At 65.4% G+C, this 24,847-nt stretch carries 21 protein-coding genes and 3 tRNA genes; 15 read left to right on the forward strand and 9 right to left on the reverse strand.

Annotated elements, in window-relative coordinates; translation table 11 throughout:
- Positions 1 to 91: 91 nt before the first annotated feature.
- The 3 genes from GA645_RS20595 to GA645_RS20605 all read left to right on the forward strand — a co-directional run bounded on the left by GA645_RS20595 (position 92) and on the right by GA645_RS20605 (position 2,868).
- The gene (locus tag GA645_RS20595) at positions 92 to 745 is read left to right on the forward strand and encodes a tetratricopeptide repeat protein (protein ID WP_152224893.1); all 654 of its coding nucleotides are present in this window, start codon (positions 92 to 94) and stop codon (positions 743 to 745) included.
- A 181-nt stretch (positions 746 to 926) separates the two neighbouring features.
- Positions 927 to 1,406, forward strand: coding sequence for a hypothetical protein (locus GA645_RS20600; protein ID WP_152224895.1), 480 nt, complete (start codon positions 927 to 929; stop codon positions 1,404 to 1,406).
- 187 nt (positions 1,407 to 1,593) lie between these two features.
- Positions 1,594 to 2,868: an outer membrane protein transport protein gene (locus GA645_RS20605; RefSeq protein WP_152224897.1), complete on the forward strand. Its 1,275-nt coding sequence runs from the start codon at positions 1,594 to 1,596 to the stop codon at positions 2,866 to 2,868.
- 61 nt (positions 2,869 to 2,929) lie between these two features.
- Here the strand turns inward: GA645_RS20605 and GA645_RS20610 are convergent, their stop codons facing one another.
- Positions 2,930 to 3,499: a MarR family winged helix-turn-helix transcriptional regulator gene (locus GA645_RS20610; RefSeq protein WP_152224899.1), complete on the reverse strand. Its 570-nt coding sequence runs from the start codon at positions 3,497 to 3,499 to the stop codon at positions 2,930 to 2,932.
- A gap of 115 nt (positions 3,500 to 3,614) precedes the next feature.
- Here GA645_RS20610 and GA645_RS20615 point away from each other — a divergent pair, with 115 nt between their 5' ends.
- Complete coding sequence (locus GA645_RS20615) at positions 3,615 to 3,839, forward strand: thioredoxin family protein (RefSeq protein WP_152224900.1); 225 nt, start codon at positions 3,615 to 3,617, stop codon at positions 3,837 to 3,839.
- 255 nt (positions 3,840 to 4,094) lie between these two features.
- Here the strand turns inward: GA645_RS20615 and GA645_RS20620 are convergent, their stop codons facing one another.
- Positions 4,095 to 4,634: a DUF2058 domain-containing protein gene (locus GA645_RS20620; protein ID WP_152224902.1), complete on the reverse strand. Its 540-nt coding sequence runs from the start codon at positions 4,632 to 4,634 to the stop codon at positions 4,095 to 4,097.
- A 149-nt stretch (positions 4,635 to 4,783) separates the two neighbouring features.
- On the opposite strand from GA645_RS20620, the gene GA645_RS20625 reads away from it, so the two are divergent.
- Positions 4,784 to 5,716: an aspartyl/asparaginyl beta-hydroxylase domain-containing protein gene (locus tag GA645_RS20625; protein ID WP_152224904.1), complete on the forward strand. Its 933-nt coding sequence runs from the start codon at positions 4,784 to 4,786 to the stop codon at positions 5,714 to 5,716.
- Positions 5,717 to 5,826: 110 nt separating this feature from the next.
- Here GA645_RS20625 and mazG read toward each other — a convergent pair whose 3' ends face one another.
- The 6 genes from mazG to GA645_RS20655 form a co-directional block, all read right to left on the reverse strand.
- Positions 5,827 to 6,660: a nucleoside triphosphate pyrophosphohydrolase gene (gene mazG, locus GA645_RS20630; RefSeq protein WP_152224906.1), complete on the reverse strand. Its 834-nt coding sequence runs from the start codon at positions 6,658 to 6,660 to the stop codon at positions 5,827 to 5,829.
- Positions 6,653 to 8,911, reverse strand: a complete 2,259-nt coding sequence (gene relA / locus GA645_RS20635) for a GTP diphosphokinase (RefSeq protein WP_152224908.1) — start codon at positions 8,909 to 8,911, stop codon at positions 6,653 to 6,655. The genes mazG and relA overlap by 8 nt, the downstream gene beginning before the upstream one ends.
- Before the next feature lie 92 nt (positions 8,912 to 9,003).
- Entirely contained in the window at positions 9,004 to 10,356 is a 1,353-nt protein-coding gene (rlmD, locus tag GA645_RS20640; protein ID WP_152224910.1) for a 23S rRNA (uracil(1939)-C(5))-methyltransferase RlmD, read from the reverse strand.
- Position 10,357: 1 nt separating this feature from the next.
- A complete protein-coding gene (gene cysM / locus GA645_RS20645; RefSeq protein ID WP_152224912.1) occupies positions 10,358 to 11,257 on the reverse strand; it encodes a cysteine synthase CysM in 900 nt (299 codons plus the stop codon).
- A gap of 91 nt (positions 11,258 to 11,348) precedes the next feature.
- On the reverse strand, positions 11,349 to 12,704 hold the full coding sequence (locus tag GA645_RS20650) for a sensor histidine kinase (protein ID WP_152224914.1): 1,356 nt from the start codon (positions 12,702 to 12,704) through the stop codon (positions 11,349 to 11,351).
- Entirely contained in the window at positions 12,697 to 13,407 is a 711-nt protein-coding gene (locus tag GA645_RS20655) for a response regulator transcription factor (protein WP_152224916.1), read from the reverse strand. Before GA645_RS20655 ends, GA645_RS20650 begins: the two co-directional genes overlap by 8 nt.
- Before the next feature lie 126 nt (positions 13,408 to 13,533).
- On the opposite strand from GA645_RS20655, the gene GA645_RS20660 reads away from it, so the two are divergent.
- The 4 genes from GA645_RS20660 to GA645_RS20675 all read left to right on the forward strand — a co-directional run bounded on the left by GA645_RS20660 (position 13,534) and on the right by GA645_RS20675 (position 18,214).
- Positions 13,534 to 16,314 (forward strand): ATP-binding protein, encoded by a 2,781-nt coding sequence (locus GA645_RS20660; RefSeq protein WP_152224918.1) that lies wholly within the window; start codon positions 13,534 to 13,536, stop codon positions 16,312 to 16,314.
- 12 nt (positions 16,315 to 16,326) lie between these two features.
- On the forward strand, positions 16,327 to 17,316 hold the full coding sequence (locus GA645_RS20665; RefSeq protein WP_152224920.1) for a 2-hydroxyacid dehydrogenase: 990 nt from the start codon (positions 16,327 to 16,329) through the stop codon (positions 17,314 to 17,316).
- 62 nt (positions 17,317 to 17,378) lie between these two features.
- Complete coding sequence (locus tag GA645_RS20670; RefSeq protein ID WP_152224922.1) at positions 17,379 to 17,819, forward strand: hypothetical protein; 441 nt, start codon at positions 17,379 to 17,381, stop codon at positions 17,817 to 17,819.
- Positions 17,816 to 18,214, forward strand: a complete 399-nt coding sequence (locus GA645_RS20675; RefSeq protein ID WP_152224924.1) for an META domain-containing protein — start codon at positions 17,816 to 17,818, stop codon at positions 18,212 to 18,214. The genes GA645_RS20670 and GA645_RS20675 overlap by 4 nt, the downstream gene beginning before the upstream one ends.
- Positions 18,215 to 18,231: 17 nt before the next feature.
- Here GA645_RS20675 and dinB read toward each other — a convergent pair whose 3' ends face one another.
- On the reverse strand, positions 18,232 to 19,230 hold the full coding sequence (gene dinB, locus GA645_RS20680) for a DNA polymerase IV (protein ID WP_256676207.1): 999 nt from the start codon (positions 19,228 to 19,230) through the stop codon (positions 18,232 to 18,234).
- 289 nt (positions 19,231 to 19,519) lie between these two features.
- Here dinB and GA645_RS20685 point away from each other — a divergent pair.
- From GA645_RS20685 to GA645_RS20710, 6 genes are all read left to right on the forward strand, one after another.
- Positions 19,520 to 19,596 (forward strand) — tRNA-Met (locus tag GA645_RS20685).
- Between the two features lie 116 nt (positions 19,597 to 19,712).
- Positions 19,713 to 19,789 (forward strand) — tRNA-Met (locus tag GA645_RS20690).
- 128 nt (positions 19,790 to 19,917) lie between these two features.
- Positions 19,918 to 19,994: transfer RNA gene (locus tag GA645_RS20695), tRNA-Met, on the forward strand.
- 146 nt (positions 19,995 to 20,140) lie between these two features.
- A complete protein-coding gene (mprF, locus tag GA645_RS20700) occupies positions 20,141 to 22,786 on the forward strand; it encodes a bifunctional lysylphosphatidylglycerol flippase/synthetase MprF (RefSeq protein WP_152224928.1) in 2,646 nt (881 codons plus the stop codon).
- 1 nt (position 22,787) lies between these two features.
- Positions 22,788 to 24,062, forward strand: a complete 1,275-nt coding sequence (locus tag GA645_RS20705) for a virulence factor family protein (protein WP_152224930.1) — start codon at positions 22,788 to 22,790, stop codon at positions 24,060 to 24,062.
- Positions 24,063 to 24,196: 134 nt separating this feature from the next.
- On the forward strand, positions 24,197 to 24,760 hold the full coding sequence (locus tag GA645_RS20710; RefSeq protein ID WP_152224932.1) for a cytochrome b: 564 nt from the start codon (positions 24,197 to 24,199) through the stop codon (positions 24,758 to 24,760).
- The last annotated feature ends 87 nt before the right edge of the window (positions 24,761 to 24,847 follow it).

Below are 24,847 nucleotides of genomic sequence, written 5' to 3' on the forward strand. Positions count from 1 at the left end.
GGAAGGCAGGTCACGCTGTGACCTTGTGTTCCGATGGATAGGTACCTGGGCATGCGTCAGACTCATGCCCATTTTTCAAAGGAGTGAACTGATGCCCCGCTGTTTCCGCCACACCCTGCTCGCCAGCGCGCTGCTGTGCCTGTGGGTCGCCACACCGATTCAGGCCGCCCCGCTGGAAGCGACGCCCTGCTCCATCGTCGACCAATGGTCCGACCTCTACGGCGACGAATTGGTGGCGGCGGCCAACGCCGGCCACGCCACGGCCCAGTACAGCCTCGGCCTGGAATACGACGCGGGCAGCGATGAGTTCGAGCAGAGTTACGAGCAGGCGGCGTACTGGTACCAGAAGGCGGCCGAACAGGGGCACGCCTGCGCCCAGTACAACCTGGGCAACGCCTACGACAGCGGCGACGGCGTGGAGCAGAGCGCGGAGAAGGCCGTGTACTGGTACCAGAAGGCCGTCGACCAGGACGACAAGGACGCCGAGTACAACCTGGCGATCATGTACGACAACGGCACCGGGGTGACCCGCAGCTACAAGAAAGCCTTCGAGCTGTACCGCAAATCCGCCGAGCAGGGCGACGTGGATGCCCAGTTCGCCGTGGCCGAGAGCTACGCCAAGGGTCGCGGGGTGGCGAAGAATCCGGCCCAGGCCCGTCTCTGGTACCAACGCGCCGCGGAACAGGGGCACGAGGAGGCTGAGGAAAAACTGGACGCCATGCCCGAGTTGCCGCCCAGCATCTAATTTCCGGACGGAATATGGATTATTCCTGCGCCATCAAAACAATTTAAAAACAGACCTTTACAGCACAATTATCGCACTACACTTCAAATCGAGCGGCTAAGTACGCTCCCGGCGGGGCCAGGAAAATCATTAGAAGCTGCCAAGTCGCCCCGCCCCGCCGGTCACCGAGGACGAGGATGTCATGGGAATTGCCGCCAACGACCTGTGCCACTACGTAATCCGGCCCACCTTGCACTATCTGGGACGGCACAGTATTGCGGCGGAAGCACTGCTGCTGGGGGCAGCAGCCTGTCAATCGGCGCTGGGGAGTGCGCTGGGCGACAGCCATGGCCACGGGCTGTACCGCATCGGTGAGAACCGTCACCAGAGTCTCTGGGACTGCTATCTGGCCTGCGACCCGGAGCTGGCTAGCCGGGTTCGCGGGCTGGCCAGTCAGCACGCCTTCCTCGACGCCCCGCACCTGGAGCTCACCGTCAACCTGCGCTACAGCACGGCCATTGCCTGGATGATGGTCGAGGCCGAGCGCATCCCCCTGCCCCATGCCAACGATCCGCTGGGCCTGGCCCGGGTCTGGCGTCGGGTATTCCAACCCCACGGGCGCCTGCACGATTTCGTCGACGCCTGGCACAGCTACATCGGCAATCTCGGCCAGGTGGCCTGAGCGAAGCATTCAGTCCCCAACTGACCATTCAGTCATGAATTTCTCTCCGTCCGCGACGAACGGCAGCGATGCCGATAGAACGCTTGTTTGAGCTTTGAAGCCCAAAATAGAGCGCTTTCCGGAGGCTACCCAAGACCTGGGAATCTTGGTAGCTTGCGCGGCGTTAAACACAGGAGTTGCTCTTACAATGAAAACAACATGGCTCAAGACCACGCTTGCTCTGACCATTAGCGCCGCCTCTGCCCAGGCACTGGCCAACGGCATCGCGATCAACGAGCAAAGCGCCAGTGGCGCTGGTACCGCTTACGCAGGCCGCGCCTCCTCCGCGCTCGACGCCAGCACCGTCTACGGCAACCCGGCCGGTCTGTCCAAGCTCAAGCGCACCGAAGTCAGCGGCGGTCTCGCCATCGTCGACGCGAAGGACGACATCAGCCAGGCCAGCAGTCCGCACCCGGGCACCAACAAGGGCGACTCCGTGCCCCTGGCCGCCGTGCCGTTCGGCTACTTCTCCACGCCGATCAACGACGACTTCACCTTCGGCTTCGGCATGTATGTCCCCTACGGCATCATCAACGACTACGAAAGTGGCTTCCAGGGCAGCTACCACGGCTCCTACAGCAAGGTTCAGGTCATCACCCTGCAGCCGACCGTGGCCTACAAGATCAACGACAAGGTTTCCGTCGGCTTCGGCCCGACCATCAACCGCATCGATGGTCAGCTGAAGAACGACCTGGCCACCAACGGCATCGCCGGCGCCCAGGGCGACACCCACATCGACATCAAGGGTGACGACACCGCGCTGGGCTACAACATCGGCGTGATGGTCGATCTGGCCGAAGACACCACCTGGGGTATGACCTACCACTCCAAGGTCGACTACCACCTTGACGGCCACACCAAGGTCAAGAACGCTCCCAGCGCTCTGGGCCTGAACGGCTCCTACGACGCCAAGCTGGACATCACCCTGCCGGAGTCCGTGGATACCTCCTTCACCCACAAGTTCGACGACAAGTGGACCGGCTACATCGGTGCCGTCTGGACTCGCTGGAGCCGCCTGGAAAAGATCGAGGTGAACAACAGTGGCGTCCCGCCGCTGGGCCAGGCCCTGGGCTTCAACACCATCGGCGAAGACCTGAAGTGGGATGACACCTGGTCCGGTTCGGTCGGCGCCTCCTACCAGCTGACCCCGGAATGGGTCCTGCGTACCGGCTACGCCTACGATCCGTCGCCGACCAACAACAAGTACCGCAACGTGCGCATCCCGGTGGGCGACCGCCAGATCGTCACCTTCGGTGCCGGCTGGTCGCCGAACCCGGACCTGACCGTCGACGTCGCCTACGCCTACCTCTGGGAAGACACTGCCAGCGTCAACCAGGAAGGCAACGCACTGCAGCCGGCCTACAGCGCCAAGTACGACAACAGCGCCAACGGCCTGACCGCGCAGATGACCTATCGCTTCTGATAGCGTTCTCCGCGTGGCATGAAAAAGCCGGGCAGATGCCCGGCTTTTTCATGCCTGCGATTCAGGCCGCCTCGTCGGGGGCGCGGTGCTCGCGGCAGATCAACTCGCCCTCGCGAGGCTCCAGGTGTTCGCCGGTGAGTCCGCAGTGCGCGCCTTCGTCCAGACGCTGGTGGAAGCGACAGGTACGGCACAGGCCGAAGCCCGGCACATCCTCCTGGCGCTGGATGGTCGCCAGCAGTTCGCGCAACAGCACCACCAGAAGCTCGCCACGCTCACCCAGGGCATCTTCCGCACGACGGAGGAAAGCCGGTGGTACCAGCGACTCGATCATTCCCTGTCCCGCCGCCGTCAGCTCCAGGTGCACGCTGCGCCGATCCTGCGCATCCGGACGCTTGCGAATCAGCCCTTTCGCCTCCAGCGCCTTCAAGGATTGCGACACCGTCCCCTTGGTCAGCCCAAGGTAATCCGTAACTGCCAGCGGGGTATTCGAATAACGATTGCAGCGCGCCAGGTAGTTCAGCGCACTCAACTGGATCGGCTGCAGATCGGCCATCAGCGGCTGCTCGCGGGCCCAGGCGCGCATCAGGCTGGCGATGCGTTCGAGGTAGTCGTAAAGGCTCGTATCGGTCATGGGCTAATCCTCCCGACAGATAGTATCGATCAAAAACCAGTTTGACAGAAGCCAGTTCGCACTCGCAGACTGAGCTGGTATCGATTCGATACATAACTGGTCAGGAGAAGGAATCATGAACAACGCCGTCTATTACCATGCCGGTTGCCCCGTCTGCGTCGAAGCTGAACGCGCACTGCTGCCGCTGTTGAACCGGGACGTGGAAGTGGTGCACCTGGGCGAACAGGCGCCGCGCATCGCCGAGGCGGAAGCTGCCGGAGTCAGATCGGTGCCCGCCCTGGTGGTCGATGGTCAGGTGCTGCACCTGAACTTCGGCGCCGCCATCGCTGACCTCAAGTAACGGGCCCGCCATCCGGGAACAGAGGGGCTTGCCCAGAGTTACCAGGAGATTGCCGCGCCTGAAGTGCGGGGCGGTTTGAGATCCTGCTCTCACCACGCGATCGCGGCGGGCAAAGGATGCACTGCGCAGGAGTACGAGCGGACGACACCAGCCGGAATACCGGCTGGATCGTCTGCGCGCCATCAGGCCACGGCTGCGGCGGCGCGCTTGGCAGGGGTAGTGCTGAACCCGGCCTGAAGTCCGGCCGGGACGGCCTTACCACATGAGGTCGTCGGGCACCACGTAATCCTTGTACGGATCGTCATCGTCCGGTTCGCCGCTGGGCTCGTTGAGCAGCACGATGCGACGCTCGTCGCGCTCCTTGATGCGCAGCGCCGCGTCACGCGGGACGATCTCGTAGCGGCCGTCGTAGCTGACGATGGCCAGGCTGCCGCGGCTCAACTTGTCGCGGATCAGGTCATTCACCGCAATACGCTTGACCTTCTTCGCGTCGACGAAGTTGTAGTAGTCCTCAGTCTCCAGTTTCGGCAGACGCGTGCCTTCGATCAGTTGTTTGATCTGGGCGGTTCTGGCTTTCTTGTCAGCCTTTTCCTGCTGCTGGCGATTCAACTCGGCATCGCGGGACTGCTTCTCGGCCTGCGCCTGAAGGGCGGCCTGACGCTGACTGTCATCCTTCTCCACCTGGCCCTTGTGCTCCAGGCGCTGCTGCTTCTGCTTCTGCTTGCCGGCCTGCTTGGCCTGCTTCTCGCTGACCAGCCCGGCTTTCATCAGCTGGTCACGTAACGACATGCTCATTCGATAAGACTCTCGACAATCCTTGATTGACGCGGGGCAACTTTACTGATGGCACAAGGCTTTGCGCGCCCGCCACAGTGGGTATAATCCTCGGGCCTGTGCGTGCGCTGCGCAAGAGCCCAGCTCGATTTCACTCATCCAGGGCCCCCATGATCAAGTTCATCGTTCTCGCGATTCTTGCCATATTCCTTGTCGCCATCCTCTACGTGCACCTGCGCGGCAAGGTGCGACTGCCCTTCCTGCGTCAGGTGGTGAACCATTCCGCGTGGTTCGCCCCGTACAACTCGCTGATGTATCTGAACTCCAGCGTGCCTTCCAAGCCGTACCTGGACCGCGAGCACTTCCCCGAGCTGGACAAGCTGCGCGACAACTGGCAGATGATCCGCGAGGAAGCCGAGAAGCTGTTCGACGAGGGCTACATCCGCGATGCCCTGAACAACAACGAGGCCGGCTTCGGCTCCTTCTTCAAGAAGGGCTGGACCCGCTTCTACCTGACCTGGTACGACGGCCCCCTGCCCTCGGCGCAGCAGCTCTGCCCCAAGACCGTGGAGCTGGTCAGCAGCATCCCCAACGTCAAGGGTGCGATGTTCACCCGCCTGCCGCCGCGCAGCCATCTGAACAAGCACCGCGACCCCTATGCCGGCTCGCTGCGCTACCACCTGGGCCTTGCCACGCCGAACTCTGAAGAGTGCCGCATCTTCGTCGACGGCCAACCCTACGCCTGGCGAGATGGCCACGACGTGATGTTCGACGAGACCTTCGTCCACTGGGTGAAGAACGAAACCGACGAATCGCGCCTGATCCTCTTCTGCGACATCGAGCGCCCCCTCAAGTCCTCGCTGCTGACCCGCATCAACCGCCGCGTCAGCGCCTTCCTCGGCCGCGCCACCGCGCCGCAGAACGTCGAGGGCGAGCGTGTTGGCGGGATCAACCAGGCCTACTCGGTACTGATTCGCCTCGGCGACGCCGTGGGCAGCAAGGTAAAGGTGTTCAAGCGCCGTTATCCGAAGGCCTACCGCATCGGTCGCCCGATCCTCGCGGTGGTGCTGCTGGTGTGGCTGCTGCGCTGGATGTTCGGCTAACTGTTCGTGTAGGAGCGCGCCATGCGCGCGATCGCGGGCATGGCCCGCTCCTACAGGAAGCCCCATGAAAAAGCCCCGCGTTTGCGGGGCTTTTTCATGGGTGGAAGAACTTATCCGCAGCTGAGCGGGTTCTTCTCGTCGCGCTTGGCCGCGCCCCAGAGCTCGTCCATTTCTTCCAGGCTGGTGCCTTCGAGGTTGCGGCCCTGATCGCGCAGGGCTGTCTCGATGTAGCGGAAGCGTCGTTCGAACTTGGCGTTGGCCGCGCGCAGGGCGGTTTCCGGGTCGACCTTGAGCTTGCGCGCCAGGTTGACCACCACGAACAGCAGGTCGCCCACCTCTTCCGCCTGGGCCTCGGTGTCGCCACCGGCCATGGCTTCGAGCACCTCGTCCAGTTCCTCGCGGACCTTGTCCACCACCGGCAGGGCATCGGCCCAGTCGAAGCCGACCTGGGAGGCCCGCTTCTGCAACTTGTTGGCGCGGCTCAAGGCGGGCAGTGCGTTGGGCACGTCATCCAGCAGGGACAGCTGGACCGGCTCGGCAGCCTTGGCGGCGCGCTCCTCGGCTTTCAGCTCTTCCCAGCGCTGCTTGACCGCCGCCTCCTCCAGTTTCGCCGGGTCCGGCTCGCCGTAAAGGTCACCGTCGGGGAATACGTGGGGGTGCCGGCGGACCAGCTTGCGGGTAATACCGTCGACCACCGCGTCGAACTCGAAGCGCCCTTCCTCGCGCGCCAGCTGCGCGTAGTAGACGACCTGGAACAGCAGGTCGCCCAGCTCCTCGCGCAGGTGGACGAAGTCACCGCGCTCGATGGCGTCGGCGACCTCGTAGGCTTCTTCGAGAGTGTAGGGAACGATGGTCGCGTAGCTCTGCTTCAGGTCCCAGGGGCAACCGTTCTGCGGGTCGCGCAGACGGGCCATCAGGTACAGCAGGTCGTCGAGCTTATACATCCTTGCCACCCGCGCGGTCGCGGCGCGCCTCGATGATGTTGGGCAGCTGGGATACCCGCGCCAGCAGGCGCCCCAGGGCATCGAGTCCGGGGATCTCGATGGTCAGGCGCATCACGGCGGTGTTGTCTTCCTTGTCCGAGCGGGTGTTCACCGCCAGCACGTTGATGCGCTCGTTGAGCAGCACCTGGGAGACGTCGCGCAGCAGGCCGGAGCGGTCGTAGGCGCGGATGATGATATCCACCGGATAGGTGCTGACCGGCACCGGGCCCCAGCTCACCTGGATGATCCGCTCCGGCTCGCGACCGGCCAGTTGCAGCGCGGTGGCGCAGTCCTGGCGGTGAATGGTCACGCCACGGCCGAGGGTGATGTAGCCGACGATCGGGTCGCCCGGCAGCGGCTGGCAGCAGCCGGCCATCTGCGTGAGCAGGTTGCCGACGCCCTGGATCTGGATGTCGCCACGCTTGCCGTGGCCGATCTTGCTCGGCTTGCGCGGGATGAGCTCGAGCTGCTCGCTGCCGCGCTCCGGCTCCACCAGCTGCTGTGCGTAGCTGACCACGTGCGCCAGACGCAGGTCACCGGCGCCCAGGGCGGCGAAGAGGTCTTCGCCGGTCTTGTAGTTGGCTTTCTCGGCGAGCTTCTCGAAGTCCACCGGCGGCAGCGCCAGGCGACCCAGTTCGCGTTCGAGCATGGCCTTGCCGGCGGCGACGTTCTGGTCGCGCGCCTGCAGCTTGAACCAGTGGACGATCTTCGCCCGCGCCCTGGAGGTGGTGACGTAACCCAGGTTCTGGTTTAGCCAGTCACGACTCGGCCCGCTCTGCTTGCCGGTGATGATTTCCACCTGCTCGCCGGTCTGCAGGCTGTAGTTCAGCGGCACGATGCGGCCGTTGATCTTGGCGCCACGGCAGTTGTGGCCGACCTCGGTGTGCACGCGGTAGGCGAAGTCCAGCGGGGTCGAGCCCTTGGGCAGGTCGATGGCGTGGCCATCCGGGGTGAAGACGTAGACCCGGTCGGGCTCGATATCCACCCGCAGCTGTTCCGCGAGACCGCCGATGTCGCCCAGTTCCTCGTGCCACTCGAGTACCTGGCGTAGCCAGGAAATCTTCTCTTCGTAGTGGTTGGAGCTGGCCTTGACGTCGGTGCCCTTGTAACGCCAGTGCGCACATACGCCCAGCTCGGCTTCTTCGTGCATGGCGTGGGTGCGGATCTGCACTTCCAGCACCTTGCCTTCGGGGCCGATCACTGCGGTGTGCAGCGAGCGATAGCCGTTTTCCTTGGGGTTGGCGATGTAGTCGTCGAATTCCTTGGGGATGTGCCGCCAGAGGGTGTGCACGATACCCAGCGCGGTGTAGCAGTCGCGCATTTCCGGTACCAGCACGCGTACGGCGCGCACGTCGTAGATCTGGCTGAAATCCAGGCCCTTGCGCTGCATCTTCCGCCAGATGGAATAGATGTGCTTGGCGCGCCCGGAGAGGTCGGCCTTGATGCCGGTGGCGGCCAGGGCGTCCTTGAGCTGCTGCATCACGGTGGCGATGTATTGCTCGCGGTCCAGCCGGCGCTCGTGCAGCAGCTTGGCGATCTGCTTGTACTGGTCGGGTTCCAGGTAGCGGAAGGACAGGTCCTCCAGCTCCCATTTGATGTGGCCGATGCCCAGGCGATGGGCCAGCGGCGCGTAGATGTCGAACACCTCGCGGGCGACCCGCATGCGTTTTTCATCGTCGCCGTTCTTCACCGCGCGGATCGCGCAGGTGCGCTCGGCCAGCTTGATCAAGGCGACGCGGACGTCATCAACCATGGCCACCAGCATCTTGCGCAGGTTCTCGATCTGCGCCTGGGTGCCAAGCACCAGGGACTGCCGGGGACTGAGGCTGGTGCTGATCGCAGCCATGCGCAGCACGCCTTCGATCAGCTTGGCGACCACCGCGCCGAAGCGTTGCTGGACCTCTTCCAGACTGGTCTTGCCCTCGCGCACGCCACGGTAGATCACCGCCGCGACCAGGGACTCCTGGTCAAGCTTGAGGTCCGCCAGGATCTCGGCGATCTCCAGGCCCGTCTGGAAGCTGGAGGTGCCGTCCGCCCAGGAGTTGTCCGCCTTGCGGACCGCCTTGCTTTCCACCTCGCGGGCAAATTCGCACGCGTCCAGCAGGACCTTGCGATCCAGTACCGGGACCAGGGTCTGGACATGGTCCAGCCAGGCCTCGAGGTTGATGCTGCCGTCGGTATTGACCGGCTGGTGCGCTCTCACCTGTACCATCGTGTCTACCCTTCCCCACGGTGCCCCACGGTGCACCGCTCACAGCGCCGGCCTTTCTTCTTGCTCGGGCCGGTCGGATTGCGCGAGCCGTCCTAGCTCGCCTCGAACAAAGCCATGGCCTCCACATGCGCCGTCTGCGGGAACATGTCGAGGATGCCGGCGCGCTTGCAGCGATACCCTTGTCGGGCCAGTTCGCCTGCATCGCGCGCCAGGGTCGCCGGATTGCAGGACACATAAAGTACCCGCTCGGCGCCCAATGAACGCATTTCCCGTGCCGCTTCGAAGGCCCCGTCGCGCGGAGGGTCGAGCAGCACAGCGGTGAAATCCTCCGCCGCCCAGGGGGCGCCGGCAAGCGGTTTCGAAAGGTCCGCCTGGTGGAACCGAGTATTTTCCAGGCCGTTGGCCAGGGCATTGGCTGCGGCGCGGTCGACCATTGCCTGCACGCCCTCCACGCCGACCACTTCGCGAACCTGGCGCGCCAGCGGCAGGGCGAAGTTGCCCAGGCCGCAGAACAGATCCAGTACACGCTCATCGGCAGCCGGCTTCAGCCAGTCCAGCGCCTGGGCGACCATGGCCTCATTGACCGGCGCATTCACCTGAACGAAATCGCCGGGACGGTAGGCCAGGGTCAGGTTCCAGGTATCGAGCCGGAAGCCGAGGTCGGCGTTCCCGGCGTACGGCGTCGGTTCCCCGTCGCCCTGCAACCACAGCTGCACATCGCGTGCCGAACAGAATTCCAGCAGTCGCGCCAGGTCGCCATCGGACAAGGGCTCGATATGCCGCAGCAGCAACGCGCTGGCGGTGCCCTGGAACAGCTCGACGTGCCCCAGTGCCTGCGGTTTGGAAAACCCGCGCAGCAATTCCGGCAGCTCGCGAGCGAGGGTTTGCAGTTCGGGCACCAGCACCAGGCAGTCGTCGAAGGCGACGATGGCTTGGCTGGCGGCGGCACGGAAGCCGACTTCCAGGCGCTTGGCCTTGACGTCCCAGCGCACGGCGAGGCGCGCGCGGCGACGGTAGCCGAACTCCGGACCGACCAGCGGTGCGGCCCACTCTTCCGGAATCAGCCCGGAGAAGCGTTCGAGTTGTTCAGCGAGGGTGCGCTGCTTGAGTGCCAGCTGGTCGGCATGGGGCAGGTGCTGCAGGCTGCAACCACCGCAAATGCCGGCCACCGGGCAGGGCTCGGCGCGACGGTTCTCGGCCGAGGTGAATATGCGTTCGCTGCGGGCTTCCACGACCTGGCTGCGGGCAGACAGCACACGGGCCTCCACCGCTTCGCCCGGCAATGCGCCGGCGACGAACCAGGTGCGACCGTCTGCATGGGCGATGCCGCGACCGTCGTGGGCCAGGCGCTCGATGTTCAGGCGCTGCTTCTTGCCCACCGGTACCGCGGGGCCTCGCGCTCCGCCGCTAGGCTGGAAGCGCAGGCCGGATCTCTGTTTGGCCATGTCAGTGGGGATCGAACACGCCCGAGGACAGGTAACGGTCGCCACGGTCGCAGATGATCGCCACCAGGGTCGCGTTTTCCAGTTCGCGCGACAGGCGCAGCATGGCCGCCACCGCACCGCCGGACGACACGCCGCAGAAGATGCCCTCTTCACGGGCAAGGCGGCGCATCACGTCTTCGGCTTCGCTCTGCTGCATGTCGACCACGCGGTCAACGCGGGTCGAGTCGAATATCTTCGGCAGATACTCCTCCGGCCAGCGGCGGATGCCGGGGATGGCCGAGCCCTCCATCGGTTGCAGACCGACGATCTGCACCTTGGGATTCTGTTCCTTGAGGTAGCGCGACACGCCCATGATGGTGCCGGTAGTGCCCATGGCGCTGACGAAATGGGTGATCTCACCGCCGGTCTGGCGCCAGATTTCCGGGCCGGTGGAATAGTAGTGGGCCTCGGGATTGTCACCGTTTGCGAACTGGTCGAGCACCTTGCCCTTGCCTTCGCGCTGCATCTGGTCGGCGAGGTCGCGGGCGCCTTCCATGCCCTGCGACTGGGTCACCAGGATCAGCTCGGCGCCGTAGGCGGTCATGGCGGCCTTGCGCTCGGCGGTCGAGTTGTCCGGCATGATCAGGATCATGCGGTAGCCCTTGATCGCCGCCGCCATCGCCAGGGCGATGCCGGTATTGCCGGAGGTGGCTTCGATCAGCGTGTCGCCGGGCTTGATGTCGCCGCGCAGCTCGGCTCGGGTGATCATCGACAGCGCCGGGCGATCCTTCACCGAACCCGCGGGGTTGTTACCCTCGAGTTTCACCAGCAGAGTATTGGAAGTATTCCCAGGCAGGCGTTGCAGGCGCACCAGCGGGGTATTGCCGACGCAATCGGCGATAGTCGGATACTGCACGGTCATGGAGGCACTCGGATCTGAAACCAGACCACCTATGATAACGGCAAACCGCGGCGCGCCATACGAAGTTTCCTAACAAGCCGTGTGCAATTGCTTAGAGGCCGCTCGCGGCGGGCAAGCGCAGGTGCACACGCAGCCCCGCCTCACCGCGATCCGCCCAGAGTTCACCGCCCTGCATGCGTACCGAGCTGCGGGCGATGCTCAGCCCCAGGCCGAAGCCTTCGTCGCTGCGCGCGGCGGACAAGCGGGTGAAGGGCTGGAAGATACGTTCGAGATCGCCACTCGGAACGCCGGGGCCGTCATCTTCAAGCCAGAGGTGCCAGTCCGAGGCCTCACGACAGCCATTCAAGCGGACACAGCCGTTCTCAGGGGAGTGGCGGATAGCGTTGCGCAGCAGATTCTCCAGCGCGCGCGCCAGAGCGTTGAGGTGGCCTCGCACACGACACTCCGCCGGCAGCTCATAGAGGAAGCGCTCCGGTGCCCAGCCGGCTTCGAAGCAGGCGTCCTCCACCAACAGCTCCCAGAGCGGCATCAGGTCGATGTCCTCCAGCTCCAGGTGCGGCCGCTCGGTATCCAGCCAGGCCAGCTCCAGGGTATCGGCGACCAGGCGCTGCATCACCTCCACCTCGCGCTCCACCCGCTGGCGCAGCGCCGCTTCGCTGATCGGGCTGTCACCCGCCACGCGCAGGCGGCTGAGCGGTGTACGCAGCTCATGGGACAGGTCGCGCAGCAATTGCCGCTGGAAGCCCACGTAGCTGCGCAGGCGCTCCGCCATGTGGTCCAGCGCGCGCCCCAGCTCGCCCAGTTCGTCGCGGCGGGTACTGAGTTCGGGGCCAGCCACTGACCCCAGGTCGTCGGCCTGCAAGGCGTTGGCGTGCTCGCGCAGCCGAGCCAGCGGACGCACCAGGTGCCGGTACAGCAAGGCACACAGCAGCAGCGCCAGCACAGCCGGCACCAGGCCGTGGGTCACCGACTGGTGCATGAGCGTGAAACCGCTGGGCAGGTAGCGCGCCGGCAATTGCAGTACCAGGCGGCCCGCAGCCGGCTCGTCGGGGAACGGGATGCCGATGTAAGGCAAATGCACCGAGCGCGAACTCGCCGGCCAGTCCAGGCCGCGCTGGAAGGTCAGGTGGGCGACCTCTTCCAGCGTCAGCGGCGCGCTGCCAAGCGCCTGCAACCGGGCGTCGACCACGGTCATCCAGCTCGCTTCGCGCTGGCGCATCCGCGTAAGCCAGGCATCAACCCCGACAGCGCCGCCGGAGCGCCATGCCTGCTCCGCCTCGCGGGCGTATCCAGCGAGGACTTCCCGGGCTTCGGCGGACAGGTAGTAGCTCTGCCGCTCGACCTGCTTGCCCCACGACCAGGACAGCCAGATCAGCAACAGGCAGAACGCCACCAGCGCGACCGCCAGCGTCCAGAACAGTGAATGACGCCCGGGTACCTTAGCCATCGCCGTCACGCAACACGTAGCCCTTGCCCCACACCGTGTGCAGTTGGTGACGCAGGTAGCCGATGGCCTGCAGCTTTCGGCGCAGGTGGCTGACGTGCATGTCCAGGGAGCGGTCGTGAGGGGTGAAGGCGCGGTGCAGGACGTGCTGGTAAAGGAAGGCCTTGCTCAGGGTCTCCCCCTCACTTGCGAGGAAGGTCTCCAGCAGTCGGAACTCGGTAGCCGTCAACCCTGCCGTGCGACCGTCGAGACTGACGTCGGCCTTCTCACTGTCCAGTTGCAGACCGTCCCCACCACCCTGCGGCACCTGTACGCCGCGCTCCAGCGCCACGCGGCGCAGCACGGCATCGACCCGCACGCTCAGCTCCAGCAGGCTGAAGGGCTTGGGCAGGTAGTCGTCGGCGCCCTGGGAGAAGCCAGCGATGCGGTCCTGCTCGGCGCCCAGGGCGGACATCAGGATCACCGGCACCGAGTGCTCGCGACGCAGCCGGCGCAGGATGTCCAAGCCACCGATGCCCGGCAGCAGGATGTCCATCAGCACCAGGTCGTAATCGCCGCCACGCGCCTCGGCCAGGCCGGCGTCGCCGTCCCGGCACCAGGTGACCTCGAAGCCACGCTCGCTCAAATGGGCAGACAGGTGCGCGCCCAGGGTCGGATCGTCCTCGATGGTCAGCAGGCGCAGCCCCGAGGAGGAAAATGCGTTCATATTGAATAAGAGTGATTAGCAATTGCGCCCAGTATTCCCGATTCAGCGCAATCTCGGCAAGGCAAAGGCTCCGCCGGCAGGTCCGAACCGCTACACTGCCGTGGAAAACCGCACCGGAGGAATCGCGTGTTCAAGGATCTCGGCATCAAGGGACGTGTCCTGCTGCTCACCCTGCTGCCCACCAGCCTGCTGGCGCTGGTATTGGGCGGCTATTTCACCTGGGTGCAGTTGTCGGACATGCGTGCCCAGCTGATCGAGCGCGGCCAGCTGATCGCCGAGCAACTGGCACCGCTGTCCGCCCCGGCGCTGGCGCAGAACAACACCGAGCTGCTGTCGCGCATCGCCGCAGAGGCGCTGGACCAGCCTGACGTCCGCGCCGTCACCTTCCTCAATGCCGAGCGGGAACGCCTGGTTCACGCCGGACCCAGCATTCTCACCCCCATGCCCAGCGGCGACGGTTCGCGCCTGAGCATGTCCAGCAACCTCGATACCACCCATTTCCTCCTCCCGGTGCTGGGCCGGCACCGCAGCCTGTCCGGCGAACCGGACAGCGACGGCGCGAAGCTGCTCGGCTGGGTCGAACTGGAGCTGTCGCACCACGGCACCCTCCTGCGCGGTTACCGCAGCCTGTTCACCAGCCTGCTGCTGATCATCACCGGCCTGGTCGTCACCGCCCTCCTCGCCCTGCGCATGAGCCGGGCGATCAACGCGCCGCTGGGACAGATCGCCCAGGGTGTGGCGCAGCTCAAGGAAGGCCGCCTGGAAACCCGCCTGCCGGCGCTCGGCAGCCACGAACTGGACGAGCTGGCCGGCGGCATCAACCGTATGGCGGAAGCCCTGCAGAGCGCGCAGGAGGAGATGCAGCACAATATCGACCAGGCCACCGAGGACGTGCGGCAGAACCTGGAGACCATCGAGATCCAGAACATCGAACTGGACCTGGCGCGCAAAGAGGCCCTGGAGGCGAGCCGGATCAAGTCCGAGTTCCTCGCCAACATGAGCCATGAGATCCGCACCCCGCTCAACGGCATCCTCGGCTTCACCAACCTGCTGCAGAAGAGCGAACTCACCTCGCGCCAGCAGGACTATCTCGGCACCATCCACAAGTCCGCCGAAAGCCTCTTGGGAATCATCAACGAGATCCTCGACTTCTCGAAGATCGAGGCCGGCAAACTGGTGCTGGAGAACATCCCCTTCAACCTGCGCGAACTGATTCAGGACACCCTGACCATCCTCGCCCCCGCCGCCCACGAAAAGCAGCTGGAACTGGTCAGCCTGATCTACCGCGACACCCCGCTGCAGCTGGTAGGCGACCCGCAACGCCTGAAGCAGGTGCTGACCAACCTGGTGAGCAACGCCATCAAGTTCACCCACGAAGGCAGCATCGCCGTGCGCGCCATGCTCGAAGACGAGAGCGACGACCGCGCGCAGCTGCGCATCAGTGTGCAGGACACCGGCGTCGGCCTCACCGACGCGGACCTGCGCGCCCTGTTCCAGGCCTTCAGCCAGGCCGACAACTCGCTGTCACGCCAGGCCGGCGGCACCGGGCTGGGACTGGTCATCTCCAAGCGCCTGATCGAGCAGATGGGCGGCGAGATCGGCGTCGACAGCAGCTCCGGCGAAGGGTCGGAATTCTGGATCAGCCTCAACCTGCCCAAGGCCCGCGACGACGGCGACGACCTGCTGCCGGCCCTCTCGGGCGGGCAGCGCGTGGCCCTCTACGAACCCCATGAACTGACCCGTACCGCACTGCACCACCAACTGGAGGACTGCGGGCTTGAGGTCAACGAATTCGCCGATCTGGCGGCGCTGGAACGAGCACTGGCGGTCGACCCACAAGGCAAGCCGCCGATCAGCCTGGCCCTGCTCGGCGTGACCTCCGCCACCCATCCGCCGGAATTGCTGCGGCAGTCCATTCGCGAACTCGAGCAGCACGGCTGCAAGAGCCTGGTGCTCTGCCCGACCATCGAACAGGCGCACTACAACGCGGTGCTGCCCGAATCCCAGGTACAGAGCAAACCGGCCTGCACGCGCAAGCTGCAGCAGGCGCTGAACGAACTGCTGCACCTGCGACCGACCCGCAAGGACAAGATCGTCAACGGGATGCTGGAGCGCGCACCGCACCTGCTGTGCGTCGACGACAACCCGGCCAACCTGCTGCTGGTGAAGACCCTGCTCGGCGACCTGGGCGCCCAGGTGGTGGCCGTCGACAGCGGCCAGGCCGCCGTGGACGCGGTTCAGCGCGAGCGCTTCGACCTGGTGTTCATGGACGTGCAGATGCCCGGCATGGACGGTCGCCAGGCCACCGACGCGATCCGCCACTGGGAAGCCGAGCGCGAAGTGAGCCCGGTACCGATCATCGCCCTCACCGCCCACGCCCTGGCCAACGAGAAGCGCGCCCTGCTGCAGGGCGGCATGGACGACTACCTGACCAAGCCCATCGACGAACGCCAGTTGGCCCAAGTGCTGCTGAAATGGACCGGGATGCGCCTGGGCGCACCGCGCACGGAGCCGCACGGCAGCGATTCGGGACTGAGTGCCCTGAGCGTGCTCGACGCCACCGAAGGCCTGCGCCTGGCCGCCGGCAAGGCGGAACTGGCCGCCGACATGCTCGGCATGCTGCTCGCCTCCCTGTCCGCCGACCGCCAGGTGATCCGCCAAGCACGCGAGCGCAATGACCGCAACACCCTGCTCGAACGCATCCACCGCCTGCACGGCGCCACCCGCTATTGCGGCGTGCCGATGCTGCGCGCCGCCTGCCAGCGCGCGGAGACGCTGCTCAAGCAGAACGACCCGGACGCCCCCTCCTCCCTGAACGAGCTCGACAATGCCATGGCCGAGCTGGCCAGGGTCACGGAAGACCTCGAGACAGAGGCCGACGCGGCGCTTCCGCAAGACACGCCCTGAGACCGCAAGACGATGCGCATCATCCTGTTCAGCAACCAGCCCTACGACCACGACAGCTTCCTCGCGGCCAACCGCAGCCACGGCTTCGACCTGCACTTCCAGCAGGCGCAGCTGCGCCTGGACACCGTGGCCCTGGCCAGCGGCTTCGACGTCGTCTGCCCGTTCGTCAACGACGACCTGTCGCGTCCGGTACTGGAACGACTGGCCGCCGGCGGAACCCGCCTGATCGCGCTGCGCTCGGCCGGCTACAACCATGTCGACCTCAAGGCCGCCCACGCCCTGGGGCTCTCCGTGGTGCGCGTTCCAGCCTATTCACCCTATGCCGTGGCCGAACATGCCGTAGGCTTGGTCCTGGCGCTCTGTCGGCAATTGCACCGAGCCTACAACCGCACCCGCGACGGCGACTTCTCGCTGCACGGGCTGACCGGCTTCGACCTGCACGGCCGCACGGTCGGCATCATTGGCAGCGGCCAGATCGGCGAAGTCTTCGCCCGCATCATGAGCGGCTTCGGCTGCCACATCCTCGCCTATGACCCTTACCCCAACCGAGCCATCGAATCCCTGGGCGGCCGCTTCGTCGCGCTGGACGAACTGCTCGCCCAGTCCGACATCCTCAGCCTGCACTGCCCGCTCAACGACGCCACCCGGCACCTGATCAACCCGCGCAGCCTGCAGCAGATTAAGCGCGGCGCGATGCTGATCAACACCGGACGCGGCGCGCTGGTGGACACCCCGGCGCTGATTGAAGCTCTCAAGAGCGGCCAGCTCGGCTACCTCGGCCTGGACGTCTATGAAGAGGAAGCCGACATCTTCTTCGCCGACCGCTCCGACCTGCCACTGCAGGACGACGTGCTGGCACGCCTGCTGACCTTCCCCAACGTCATCATCACCGCCCACCAGGGGTTCCTGACCCGCGAGGCGCTGGCCGCCATCGCCGAAACCACGCTGGACAACATCGGTGACTGGCAGGCCGGCAAACCCGTCAACCTGGTCGAAGGCTAGTCGGACGGCGCTCGCATCCCGACGCCGCGCCGCCTAGAATGCCGCGCTTTCCCGGAGGACCCATGGCCCAGCACGATTTCCGCTACACCCTGCTCAACCCGCAGTTCACCCTCAATGAATGCCGCGCGCTGACCCCGGGCCGCTATCAGGTCACTGGTGTCGGCGGCTCGATCCAGGCAGGCGACACCCTGCTGGTCAGCCTCAAGGGCAGCAAAGACCTGAGCATGAACCTGGAGGTGGAAAAGGTCCGCCACCTGATCAACCCGCCGGGACAGTGGATGGCGGTGGCCAAGGGTCCGGTATTCCGCGAACTGGCCATCCATGAATGGACGGTCAACTGTGACGGTTGCGCGGCTACACTGAAGTTCGAATTCGCCGTCGACGCCAGCCTCGGCAAGGCCGCCCAGAAGCCCGCCGCTGAAGCGCGCATCGGCGAACTGGGTTGGACGAAAGTCGGCACCCGCCATCTCTGCCCGGACTGCCAGAGCAAGGAGACCGCATGAAAGTCCTGATCGCCGGCGCCTGTGTGGCGCTGGCCCTGGCTGGCTGTGCCAGCAAGCCGGTACCTGAAACCGATCAGACCTACCGCATCGAATGGATCGGCGAGCGCCCGCTCATCGACTACAGCCACGTCACCCTGACCCTCGACGGCCAGGGCCGCGCCTACGGCAGCGCCGGCTGCAACCATTGGTTCGCCAGCTACACGCTGGAGGGCGACAAGTTGACCTTCGGCCAGCCGGGCTCCACCCGCAAGATGTGCGCCGACGCGCTGATGGAGCAGGAACAGCACTTCCTCAAGATGCTCGGCGAAGTCCAGCGCTGGGACATCACCGACGAAGGCGAACTGCGTCTGTGGCCGACCTCGGGTCGCGCCATGCGTATGTGGCCGGAAGGCTGACCCCGGCATCGGCGGCCTCAGAACAGGCTGAGCTGCTCGTGCGCCCCGCGCATATCGACGAGGCGCACGCCCACGCCGATCAGCCGCACAGCCCTGTTGCCGCGCTGGAACGCCTGCCCCAGCAGCGACCGGTAGCTGTCCAGGTCGCGCGCCGCGCCAGCCTGCTCCAGGGTGGTCTGGGTGAAGTCGTGGAATTTCAGCTTGATGAAAGGCTTGCCCGGCCGGTAGCTGGCATCCAGGCGGGTCATGCGCCGCTCCAGCTCGCCCAGCAGTGACGGCAATTCTTCCTGGCACGCCGCGAGGTCCGGCAGGTCCTGGTCGAAGGTGTTCTCCACGCTGATCGACTGGCGCCGACTGTCGACCTGAACGGGACGCTCATCGATCCCCCGCGACAGCCCCCAGAGGCGCTCACCGAAGCTGCCGAACTCCTTCGCCAGCTGGATACGCGACCAATCGCGCAAGTCCGCGCAGGTACGGATACCCAGGCGCGCCAGCTTCTCCGCGGTGACCTTGCCCACGCCGTGCAGCTTCTTCACCGGCAGTTCGGCGACGAAGCCGTCCACCTCGTCCGGCGTGACCACGAACAGGCCGTTGGGCTTGCGCCAGTCGCTGGCGATCTTGGCAATGAACTTGTTCGGCGCCACCCCGGCCGACACCGTGATGTGCAGGGTTTCCCACACCCTCCGGCGAATCTCCTGGGCGATCCGCGTGGCGCTGCCGCCACAGCGCTCGCAGTCGCTGACGTCCAGGTAGGCTTCGTCCAGCGACAGCGGTTCGATCTGATCGGTGTAGTCGCGGAAGATCGCGTGGATCTCGCGGGAAGTCTCGCGGTACACGTCCATACGCGGTCGGACGATGGTCAGGTCGGGGCACAACTTCACTGCCGTGCGCATCGCCATCGCCGAATGCAGGCCGTAGGCGCGCGCCTCGTAGTTGCAGGTGGCAACCACCCCGCGCTTGTCCGGTGAACCACCCACGGCCAGCGGCTTGCCCACCAGGCTGGGGTCGTCGCGCATTTCGATGGCGGCATAAAAGCAGTCGCAATCGATGTGGATGATTTTTCTCTGCCGAGTCACGAAAAAGCGCCTGCATCACCATCGGAGGCCGCCCGGAAGGCGACGGGAATCCTCTCCATGGTAATGCAAAAAGCCTCCGGCCCCGTTATCCACAGCCGAGAAAATCCCGCTCAACAGCCCCCTGTCCGTACGCCGGGCCGCAGCCTTAAGCCGCTGCTAAATATTTGATAAAAAATCACTTTTCCCAGTTTTTCATTGACACCCAGGGCGACCGGCGTAGAATGGCTGCCGCGGGATGGAGCAGTCTGGTAGCTCGTCGGGCTCATAACCCGAAGGTCGTAGGTTCAAATCCTGCTCCCGCAACCAGACACCGTGAAAAGGCCACTCTTCGGAGTGGCCTTTTTCGTTTGCGCGCGATTTAAATTATTGATCAAACAAGAAATATCGATTGACAAGACCTTTTACCTGCGTAGAATGGCCGCCGCGGGATGGAGCAGTCTGGTAGCTCGTCGGGCTCATAACCCGAAGGTCGTAGGTTCAAATCCTGCTCCCGCAACCAGACACCGTGAAAAGGCCACTCTTCGGAGTGGCCTTTTTCGTTTGCGCGCAATTTGGGCGTGAATTTAAATTATTGATCGAAAACGAAAAATTGATTGACAGACCCTCTCATATCCGTAGAATGGCCGCCGCGGGATGGAGCAGTCTGGTAGCTCGTCGGGCTCATAACCCGAAGGTCGTAGGTTCAAATCCTGCTCCCGCAACCAGACATCAAGAAGAAAGCCACTCTTAGGAGTGGCTTTTTTCGTTGGGCCAGAGAAACTGCCTCAGCAAGTCGTCGCCCCCTAGGAAGAAATCCTCCCGAGGGACTTGGGAAAACGCGCTACTGCCCCTACTCTGTCGCGCAAAATCGATGAGGTGCCCGATGAGCGCCAACCCTGCCCCACCAGACAGCCCTGCAACCGGCGAACAGCCGCAGCGCAGTGGGCTTCTGCACTGGATCAATGCCAATCGCCAGCCGATCGGTCTGGGCGTTACGCTGCTACTGTTCAGCCTCGCGTTGATCGCCTGCTATCACCTGCTGCGCGACATCGACGCCTACTCCCTGCACGACGCCATTCTCGACGTCCCCACCGCCTCGCTGGTGGGCGCCTTCGCCGCCACCGTCGCCGGCTTCATCACCCTGCTGGGTTATGAATGGTCGGCCACCCGCTTCGCCGGGGTGAAACTCTCCCCTTCCGCGCTGCTCACCGGCGGCTTCTCGGCCTTCGCCATCGGCAATGCCGTGGGGCTGTCGATGCTTTCCGGCGGATCGGTACGCTATCGCCTGTACGCCCGCCAGGGTCTGGGCGCCGCCGAAGTCGCGCGGATGACGCTGTTCGCCAGCCTGTCCCTGGGCTGCGCCTTGCCGATACTGGCCGCGCTGGCCGCCCTGAGCGATCTGTCCGACGCCTCCCTCGCCCTGCACCTGCCGAGCTGGCTGGTCGCAGTGCTCGCCGTGGGCATCATCGCCTTCTGCATCCTGCTGGTAGTGGGCATCGAACGCCGCCGCCTGCCGGATCAGCCGTCGCCCGACAGCCACCTGGTGCGCATCGGTCGCCGCACCGTACGCCTGCCTGGCCTGCGCCTGTCGCTGCTGCAACTGCTGATCACCGCGCTGGACGTCGCCTGCGCCGCCACCGTGCTCTATATGCTGCTGCCCGAGGCCCCGCCCTTTGGCGCATTCCTGCTGGTCTACCTGATTGCCCTGGCCGCCGGCGTGCTCAGCCACGTGCCGGGCGGTGTAGGGGTCTTCGAGGCGGTACTGCTGGCGGCCTTCGCCGGGCAACTGGGCGCCGCGCCGCTGGCCGCCGCACTGCTGCTGTACCGCCTGATCTACGTGGTGCTGCCACTGATCGTCGCCTGCCTGCTGCTGCTGTTCCTCGAAGCCCACCGGGTCCTGGTGGCCAAGCAGGCGGTACGCGTCGCCTCGGGCTTCGCCGCGCAGATACTGTCCCTGCTGGTGTTCATCTCCGGCGTCGTCCTGCTGTTCTCCGGCGCCACGCCGTCCATCGACACCCGTCTGGAGGACATCGGCTTCCTGGTTCCCCATCGCCTGATCGACGCCTCGCACCTGGCCGCCAGCCTGATCGGCGTGCTCTGCCTGCTGCTCGCCTACGGCCTGCGCCGTCGCCTGTCCGCCGCCTGGGCGCTGACCCTCGGTCTGCTGGTAGCCGGCGCGGTTCTGTCGCTGCTCAAGGGCTTCGACTGGGAAGAGGCACTGATCCTGAGCTTCACCGCCGTCCTGCTGGTGGTTTTCCGCAGCGCCTTCTATCGCCGCAGCCGCCTGATGGACCTGCCCTTCTCGCCGCTCTATCTGGGCGCCGCGGCCTGCGTGATCGCCGCCTCGATCTGGCTGCTGCTGTTCGCCTACCAGGACGTGCCCTACAGCCAAGAGCTGTGGTGGCAGTTCGCCCTGGACGCCGACGCCCCGCGCGGCCTGCGCGCCGCCCTGGGCAGTTGCCTGCTGCTGGCCGCGCTGGCGCTGTACTGGCTGCTACGTACCGAACCCCCGGCAATCCTCGAGCCCAGCCGCGAAGAACTGGACACCGCCGCCGGCATCCTGGCCAATTCCTCGCAACCGGACGGCGGCCTGGCCCTGTCCGGTGACAAGGCACTGCTGTTCCACGCCGGCAACGACGCCTTCCTGATGTACGCCCGCCGTGGCCGTAGCCTGGTGGCGCTGTTCGACCCGGTGGGCCCGGCGCACTCCCGCGCCGAGCTGATCTGGCAGTTCCGCGACCTCTGCGACCTGCACCACGCGCGCCCGGTGTTCTATCAGGTACGGGCGGAGAACCTGCCGCTGTACATGGACATAGGCCTGACCGCCCTCAAGCTCGGCGAGGAGGCGCGGGTCGACCTGCGCCGCTTCGACCTGGAGAACAAGGGCAAGGAAATGAAGGACCTGCGCTACACCTGGAACCGTGGTCAACGCGACGGCCTGAGCCTGGAATTCCACGACGCAGGCCAAGCGCCGATGGAGGAGCTGCGGGCGATCTCCGACGCCTGGCTGGGCGGCAAGAACGTCCGCGAGAAAGGCTTCTCCCTGGGCCGCTTCACCCCCGAATACCTGAGCTATTTCCGCATCGTGGTGATCCGCCACGAAGGCCGCGCCGTGGCCTTCGCCAACCTGCTGGAAACCGGCAGCAAGGAACTGGCGAGCATCGACCTGATGCGCATGGCGCCCGACGCGCCGAAGCTGACCATGGAATTCCTCATGCTCGGCCTGATCCTGCATTACAAGGAAAGCGGGCACACCCGCTTCAGCCTGGGCATGGTGCCGCTCGCCGGCCTGCAGCCGCGCCGTGGCGCGCCGCTGACCCAACGCCTGGGCGCCCTGGTCTTCCGCCGGGGTGAGCAGTTCTACAATTTCCAGGGGCTGCGTCGCTTCAAGGACAAGTTCCAGCCCGATTGGGAACCCCGTTACCTGGCCGTGCCCGCCGGATTGGATCCGCTGGTGGCCCTGGCCGATACCGCCGCACTGATCGCCGGCGGTCTGAGTGGATTGGTGAAACGCTGAAATGTTGAAACGTCGCTGGCGGCATCTGCTCGCCCTGCTCCTTCTGGTCATTATTGCCGCGGGCCTGTTCCTGTGGAGCCGCCCCGCCGCCCAGGCCGTTCTGGAACACCACCAGTTGGCCGATGGCAGCGCGATCGGCCTGGCCATCCCTGCCAAGCAACCCACTGCGCGCGTCCTGCTGGCGGTGCAACCGGACCAGAAACTGGAAGACGGTCAGCTGCTGGCCCTGGCCCACGACACCGGCGCCCGCGTGGTGCAGTTCGTCTTCCCGGACAAGGACTGCGCCGCCCAGCAGGCACGCATCAAGGCCGCCAGCGAGCTGCTGGATGGCCAACCGACCCTGGTGGCCGGCATCGGAGAGGGTGGCGCCTATGCCTGGCGCTGGCTCGCCGGGCAAAGTGACGACAAGGCCCACGCCCTGTCCGTCGGCTTCTCCCTGGAAAAAACCGACTGCACCGCCACGCCGCTGCCGCAGAGCGCCGCCCACGGCCACTGGCTGGCCGCCTGGAACGACAACCCCGACGACGCCAGCGCGCGCTTCGCCCGTGGTCTGAAGAACGCCGAAACGGTGATCAGCGACTACGACACGCCGCTGCCCAAGGTCCTCGCCGACCAGCTTCGCCACCTGCTGCAGGGCGGCAACGACAACGTGCCGGTGGTGGAAGTCCCCGCCGCCAAGCCGTCGGAAACCGTCACCCTGTTCTACTCCGGCGACGGCGGCTGGCGCGACCTGGACCGCGATGTTGCCGCGCAGATGGCCGAGCTGGGCTACCCGGTGGTGGGCGTCGATGCGCTGCGCTACTTCTGGGAGCACAAGAGCCCCGAGCAGAGCGCCGCCGACCTCGCCGTGCTGATGCAGCACTACCGCCAGAAGTGGGGCGCCAAGCACTTCGTGCTGGCTGGCTACTCCTTCGGTGCCGATGTGCTGCCGGCGATCTACAACCGTCTGCCGGCCGACGCCAAGAAGGACGTCAGCGCGGTGATCCTGCTGGCCTTCGCCCGCAGCGGCAGCTTCGAGATCGAAGTACAGGGCTGGCTGGGCAAGGCCGGCCAGGAAGCCGCCACCGGCCCGGAAATGGCTCGCTTGCCGGGGCCCAAGGTGCTCTGCGTGTACGGCATCGAGGAAAAGGACGAGAGCGGTTGCACCCAGCCGCAGTCGGTCGGAGAGAACCTCCAGCTCCCTGGTGGCCACCACTTCGACGAGAACTATCCAGCCCTCGCCAAGCGCCTGGTCAACGCCATCCGCTCGCGCCAGGCGGCCGACAACGAAGGTTGATCCCCATCAAAGGGCCGCGCAATGCGGCCCTTTCTCCATGGCCCGGTGCTGCTTCAGACTTGCTTAAGGCTCTACACTGACACTTTAAGCCCCGCTGCCAGAGCGGGGACCGTGAAGCTGAACAAGGAACCGTCATGAGCCTGACAAAGAAACCCTCCCGGTACGGAAGCCTGTCGATCGCCATGCATTGGCTCATGCTGCTGCTGATTGCCGCCGTATACGCCACCATGGAGCTGCGCGGGAACTTCCCGAAGGGCAGCGAAGCCCGTGAACTGCTCAAGCAATGGCACTTCATGCTCGGCCTCAGCGTCTTCGCGCTGGTCTGGCTGCGCCTGATCGGCCGTTTCATCTACCCGACCCCGCCGATCCTCCCCGCTCCGCCGAGCTGGCAGATGACGCTGGCCAAATTGATGCACGTGGCACTCTACGTCCTGATGATCAGCCTGCCCCTGGCCGGCTGGGTGATTCTCAGCGCCGCCGACAAGCCCATCCCCTTCTGGGGCATGGAGCTGCCACCCCTGGTGGGCAAGAACCCTGACCTGGCCAAGCAGGTCAGGGAATGGCACGAGGTCATCGCCTCGCTGGGCTACTGGCTGATCGGCCTGCACGCGCTGGCCGCCCTGTTCCACCACTACATCAGCCGCGACAACACCCTGGTACGCATGCTGCCAGGCAAGGGCGAGGCACGGCCGGAGTAACGGGCCAGTCACTGTTCGCGAGCAAGCTCGCTCCTACACGGATGAGCCGCTACGGAGCCAGCTTTGCTCTTGAGGACTTCCAGCGAA

The organism is Pseudomonas sp. SCB32, from assembly GCF_009189165.1.
GTDB lineage: Bacteria > Pseudomonadota > Gammaproteobacteria > Pseudomonadales > Pseudomonadaceae > Pseudomonas.